Source organism: Amycolatopsis regifaucium (genome assembly GCF_001613935.1).
GTDB classification, from domain to species: Bacteria; Actinomycetota; Actinomycetes; order Mycobacteriales; family Pseudonocardiaceae; genus Amycolatopsis; species Amycolatopsis regifaucium.
The window spans coordinates 1-6138 of record NZ_LQCI01000025.1 but is presented as its reverse complement, the minus strand read 5'-3'; the positions used below and the strand labels follow the sequence as shown (position 1 = coordinate 6138).

The window sequence follows — 6138 nt, the reverse complement described above, 5'->3', positions numbered from 1 at the left end:
ACCACATCCACCAACGACACCGGATCCCCGACAGACCCCACCGGCCCGGCGGTCGCCACTTCCGCGGCGGCGGCCGGGCGCACGGGATACCGCGAAGTCTCCGGGTCCGAAGTGGACGGTCGGGTGGGCTCGGGCGAAAGGACGGCTTCGGACGTGGCGGGCCGCGTACCGGAGACCGTCCGGGGCATGGTCGCCTCCGGCGCCGGACGCGCGCCCTCCCGCGACGACAGCGGTGCGGCGGGCTTCGCAGCAGTCGGCTGCTCACCGCCCGTACCGGACCGGTTCAGCGGTGACTCCGGGCGCGAATGCCGGGCGCCATCCGCGGTCGTCACCGCACGATCGGACGGCGGCACGATGCCGGAGGCTTTCGCAGCCACTCGATCAGGCGCGGTTCTCTGGGATGACGACGGAGCCTGCTGGTCCGGCGTCCGCATGGGGGACGACACCTCGCCGCCCGGTCGCGACTGGGTCTGCGGCCGACCTTCCGACAACACTTCCGAGCGAACCGGCTGCACCGGCGACTCCGGCTGCCGGGCGGACGCCGTCGACTCCACCCGCGAACTCGCGCCAGGCTGGGTCTGGGCCTGGGTTTGCGGCTGGGTCTGGGCCTTGGTCTGGGTTTGCGGCTGAGGCTGAGTCTGGGTTTGCGGCTGAGCCTGGCCTTGGCTCTGGGACTGGAGTTGAGATTGCCCCTCGACCGGTGCCTGGACCTGAGGCGGGTCCTGGGATTGACCGTGGGCTGGCGCCGGGGACTGACCTTGCCCGTGAGTCGGAAGTTGTGTGTTCGCGACCCCACTCGACAGGTCGCCGGATTCCGTCGATGGTCGTGCTGTGTCGGCCGTCTGCTGCCGACCACTCATCGCCGGGTCGGCGTCGCCGCGAAAGCCGCCGCCCGCCTTTACTTCACCGGAGACAGGTCGTTGTCCCGAGTCCACCTGCCGGTCACTCGATGCCGTCGCTGGCTCTCCGCGAGCCTCCGCGGTGGCCTGACCGGTCACAGCGGTGATCGACTGCCCGTCAGGCGCCACCGACGTTCGGGAGGAATCCGCCGTCCGTTCCTGTCTGCCTTCCGACACGGCGGACTTCTCGTCCCCGGCAAGAAACTCGCGTAGAGTGGGCGCGCTCTCGGTCGGGATCACCTGCCGTGCAGGAGCCTCCGAGCCGAACACCGTCCCCATCGGACCATTCCTCGACGAGATGTCCCGCACCGTGCCCGCGGAGCCGTCTTTCCCGGACACACCGGTCTCTGGTGTCGACACCGCCTGGGGAATGACCAGCTTGTCCGGCTTCTCCACATGAGGTGGCGGCTCCCCCGCCGCCTCGTCATACGGCGGCGGAAGCTCAACTCCGCGCTCCTGACCGCCCTCGCCGCTGACGGTCTCCGGCTTCCCAGTCTCCGCCGCCGGCTTCAGCCACCCCAAACCCAGCCTTTCGAGGTTATCCAGAAAAGACTGACCCAGGACCATCGCATCAGGACCGGTGACGCCGCCTCCCCTGCCGTTACCGCCCGGCCCGGACAGCGCACCCAGTACTCCCTCCCACATGACGCCCTTGTCGTCCTTGAGCGCGATGAACACCACCGGATTGCTGAACGCGACCATCGCGACCTGCCCCAGCGCATACGCCGACGGGCCCGCGAGATCGAACGTCTTCTGCCAACCCCTGGGCAACTGATGCCGGATCTCCTTCGAGAAGAAATTGCCGGCTCCCCGGGCCACACCATGGAAAACACCGGCCGCCGCGCCACCGATCGCCCCACCGATCGCCGACCCCTTCAACGACTCGGTATCCCACCCGTCCCGATCGCCCGCCGCGATCTGACCGCCCTGGATACCGCCGTCCACCCCCACCATGAGCGCCGCGCCGCCCGCCGCCCACTTCGCGATCGTCGAGGACAGCTTCCACAACTGGCTACCCACCTGCTGAACGGTGAGCTGTCCCAGTTTGGCCTTCAGCAGCTGCAGAATCCCCTGAATGGTGATGCGGGCGGCCAGCTGCACCACCGGAATGAAGACCGCGCCGATCAACGTCGACAGCAGCTGGATGATCGCCGCGAGCGTCATCGCCGCGAAAACGATCAACATGATCTTGTTCTTCTGGATATCCGCCGCGGCGTTCTTGGCCTGTTTCTCGAAAGCCGCCGCCTGATCCCTCAACTGACCCAAGCCCGCGGCCAGATCACCCCGCACGAAGCCCAGAATCCTGGAAGCCGTCACACCATCGAACGAGCGATCAAGCTGACCGGCCACCGAAGGCAACTCATCGAGAACCGCGTCGACGTCGTCGGAAAACTGCGACCACGCGTGACTGATCGCCTTCAGCCCGCCCTCGCTGCCCTCCGGCCACTCCATACCGAGAACGACCTTGAAGAAGTGCTGGAGGCTCGCCGGCAAATGCGTGGTCTCGTCCGCGCCGTTCATCGGCCGCTGACCACCACCACCGGCGCCTGAGCTCTCCCTCACCCCAACTCCCCTGAACGCCTCTTACTCGACCGGCTCACCATCCACACCCGGACCGAGACCGTCTGTTCAGTCGCCGGTGTGAAATCAGCCGTTCTGTCCACTGGACGCGTCAATCCGCGCAGCGCTTTTCTGATCCAGGTTCCGCAGCACCGAGACGTTCTTGTTGATGCCGTCCTTCAACTGGACGGTGCCGTCGCCTGCCATGTGGGCGCCTTCACGGGTCTTTTCCGCGGGACCCACGTAGTTCTTGGCGAAGGCCTCGCCGATGTCGTCTTGCCCCCAGCACCCATGGCGATCGTCGAGGGTGCTCTCGAGTGCCCGCAGGGAGTCCTTCAATCGCTCCCCCAGCGCACCCAGTCGAGCGGCGGCGGCGGACGCCTCTTCGGGGTCCAGCCGGAACGTCTCGGCCATTTCCGTCCTCGGCTCTCGGTTGCATCACTGTCGCGCCCTGTCCGGACCGCGGCCACCACTTCCTCGACCGAAGGCACGAAGGGTGGATACAGACCACGGTTACACACGTTCGGCCTAGTGCCAACGGAAAACGCGACCAGGGGTCTTTTTCCTGTTCTTGTTGCCCTTACCTCCCCGGAATCAGACGTGGCGCGCCCGTAGCGATGTCCACAAAGGACATGGCGGAAGCGGGCAGCGGTCGGGTCGTGAAAGTACATGATGGCCCCCTTCCTTGCGCTAGACGCGAGGAAGGGGGCCATCATGTACTTCACACGAACGTCGCCGTCGACCTCAAGCCAGGAGGTCCGTGAAGGCGAGTGTGGATCAGTTCTTGCCGAGGACGTGGCTTTGCGAGTCGTCGTTCTCGCCCCAGGCGCCCTGGTCGGCCTGGACCCAGACCTGCGGTTCCCGTTCCTTCTCGCCCTGTCCACCGGCGCCGCCACCCATGCCGCCGCCCATCGGCCCCATCGGGGTCATCGGCATACCCTGCTGCCCCGCGCCGGCGCCACCGGGTGCGCCTGCCGGGGCCGGGCCGCCTTGCGTGGTCACCGGCGCACCGGCGGTGAGGGGCTGGGTGTCGAACTTGCCCGCGGACGGCCCACCCGCGGTCGCCGGTGCCGGTCCCGTGCCGCCACCGGATCCACCGGCGCCACCGCCGACGTCCCCGCCCGCCGACGTGGCAGGCTGCAGGAAGTCGTGCATCGCACTGCCGCCGCCACTGCCGCCTGCACTGCCGCCGATGGCGTCGATGGCCTTGCTCGCGGCCGCCTTCGCGTCGGCGAGTTCCTGACGCTCGGCGGGTGTGTCGTCCGGCTGCGCGAGCGCGTCGATCGCCTTCGTCGCGTCTTCCCTCGCCTGCGCCAGTGCCTGGTCGTGTTCGGGCCCGGTGAGGTCGGGCGAGTCGTTGATCCGGTCTATCGCGTCGTTCGCGGCCGACTTCGCGGCTTCCAACGCTTCTCGCCGCTGAGGATCGTCGCTCGACGTGCCGAGGCCGTCGATCGCCTTTTCCGCCGCGAGTTTCGCGTCCTGCACCTGCTGGAAATGCTCCGGAGCAGCCATCTTGTCGATCGCGGAACTCATCGCGCCCTTGGCGTCCTCGAGGGCTTCCTTGCGCTCGGGATCGTCGGTCTGGCCGATGAGGTCGTCGATCGCCTTGCCCGCCGCCTCCTTCGCGTCGAGCAACTGCGCACGCTCGGCCTGGGCCTCAGGGTCGGCCCCCTCCTGAGCCAGAACGCCATCCACCGCGTCCGACGCGGCCTTCTTCGCATCCTCCAGTGCCTGCTGACGGGCCTCCGAATCCCCCGGCTGCGCCAGCTCACCGATGGCGTCTCCCGCCGCCTGCATGGCATCACCCAGATCCGGCGTCAGCTTGTCGATCGCGTCGCTCGCCGCGTCCTTGGCCTCTTCGAGAGCCGCCTTGCGCTCCGGATCGTCGGTCTGGCCGATGAGGTCGTCGATCGCCTTCCCCGCCGCGTCCTGCGCTTCCGATCCACTGCCCGCGGCGGTACCGTCTCCGCCGAGGACGCCATCCACCGCGTCCGACGCGGCCTTCTTCGCATCCTCGAGCGCTTGCTGACGAGTTGCGGAATCATCGGGCTTCGCGAGACCGTCGATCGCGCCGTTGGCTGCTTCTTTCGCGTCGTCGGCGGCGGGTCCGCCCGGACCGCCGGTGAGGTCACCGGGCGCCGTCGGGCTGGTGAGCCCGTCGATGGCGTCTTCTGCAGCCTTCTTCGCGTCGTCCAGCGCCTGCTTTCGCTTGGGGTCGTCGGTTTTCTTGCCCAGTTCGTCGATAGCCTTGCCTGCGGCCTTCTTCGCGTCCGCCAGGCCGGGCATCGACGGAGTGAGCCCTCCGCCCATACCCGTACCCGGGCTCGTACCCGCGCTCGGATCCAGCGATCCACCGGCTCCTCCCGGGCTGCCCGCCGCTTCGCCGGCCGATCCGTCCGCCGATTCGCCTGGCGCTCCGTCCGCCGATTCGCCCGGCGCCCCGCCCGTCAGGCCGTCGATGGCTCCCTGAGCCGCTTCCTTCGCGTCCTGCAACGCCTCCTTGCGCGCGGGATCGTCCGTCTTCGCGGCCAGACCGTCGATCGCGTCGCCGGCGGCCCTCTTCGCGTCCCCCAGAGCCGCTTTCGCCTCGGGCGTCATTCCGTCACCGGCAGGCGGAGTGGTCGCGCCACCCGTCCCGTCGAGCCCACCGTTCTTCTCGTTTCCGGGAGCGGTCCCCGTGTCGAGCGAACTGGGAATCGCGCTTTCGGTGGGCTTCAATGCCCCGGCGCTGTCCGCCGCGTAGCCCGGCTGCTGACCTCCCTGCCCGTCCTGGCCGGGTTGCTGTTCGCCCTCCGCCACCGAGTAATCCGCGCGCTGCTCGTTGTACGACGGCTCCAGGAGCTCGGGAGTGTCCGGCTTCTGCTGATTGTTCCTGGTCTGTGCCTGGTAGCTGTTCCCGGGCGCCGCGGTGGTCGTGTCGCCATCGGAGATGTACAGCGGGACCAGGTCCGCGCCACGGGCGTTGTACGCGGTTCCCAGAGTGCCCAAGGCATTCTGCAGATCCTTCAGCAACGCGCCGTCCGATGACGTTTTGATCTCCAGCAACGCGCCCGGCAGCTGCGCCACGATCGCCGCGGCCGCGGTTTCGGTGGTGGCGGCCTGGATCTTCCTCTGGGCATCGGCCTGAAGCGCGGCGACCCGCTGGTCGTAGACCTGCTTCCCGATTTTCTGGAGTTGCCAGTAAGTGGTCACGAAAGCCTGGGTGGCACGACCGATGTTCCCCATGTTCGTGCTGAACTGCTTGCCGGTTATCGTGTCATAGACTTCGTCACTGGTGTTCAGGACCGCGGTGGCGTATTTCGCGAACGACTCGCCGGTCTCGCCTTCCAAAGCATCCCTGACGGCTTTGATCTGCTTGGCGAACTTCTCGTTGACGGCGGCGAGCGCGAGCTCGGCCATCTTCATGTCCTTCTCCAGGTTGTACCACGCGGTGCTGATCGAACCTTCCGGAGCGTTGACCAGGTCACTGACGGCGGCTTCGAACGAGGCCAACGTGGGGAATGAGGAAGGATCGAGCGAGGGCGGAGCTGTGGGGTACTGGCCGACCGTCGGAGGCTTACCTTGAGGAGCGGACATGTGAGAATCCCTATCTGGACAGCCAGCACCGAGGTCGACAGACGCAGACTTGCGCGGACCGCCCGGTTCCTTTCCGGCGTTTGGTCAGGTGGTGATTACGTCG

At 67.7% G+C, this 6138-nt stretch carries 3 protein-coding genes; all 3 read right to left on the bottom strand.

Translation table 11 applies throughout. The features are described 5' to 3' along the window. Positions 1-2420 (bottom strand): WXG100-like domain-containing protein (locus AVL48_RS39115; RefSeq protein WP_156515774.1); only part of this gene is annotated, 2420 nt, incomplete at its 3' end. Between the two features lie 126 nt (positions 2421-2546). After that, complete coding sequence (locus tag AVL48_RS23035) at positions 2547-2873, bottom strand: hypothetical protein (protein WP_061990319.1); 327 nt, start codon at positions 2871-2873, stop codon at positions 2547-2549. Positions 2874-3236: 363 nt separating this feature from the next. Continuing rightward, positions 3237-5951 carry a large repetitive protein gene (locus AVL48_RS23030; RefSeq protein WP_244162678.1) on the bottom strand — a complete coding sequence of 905 codons (2715 nt, stop codon included), beginning with the start codon at positions 5949-5951 and terminating at the stop codon, positions 3237-3239. Positions 5952-6138 lie beyond the last annotated feature (187 nt).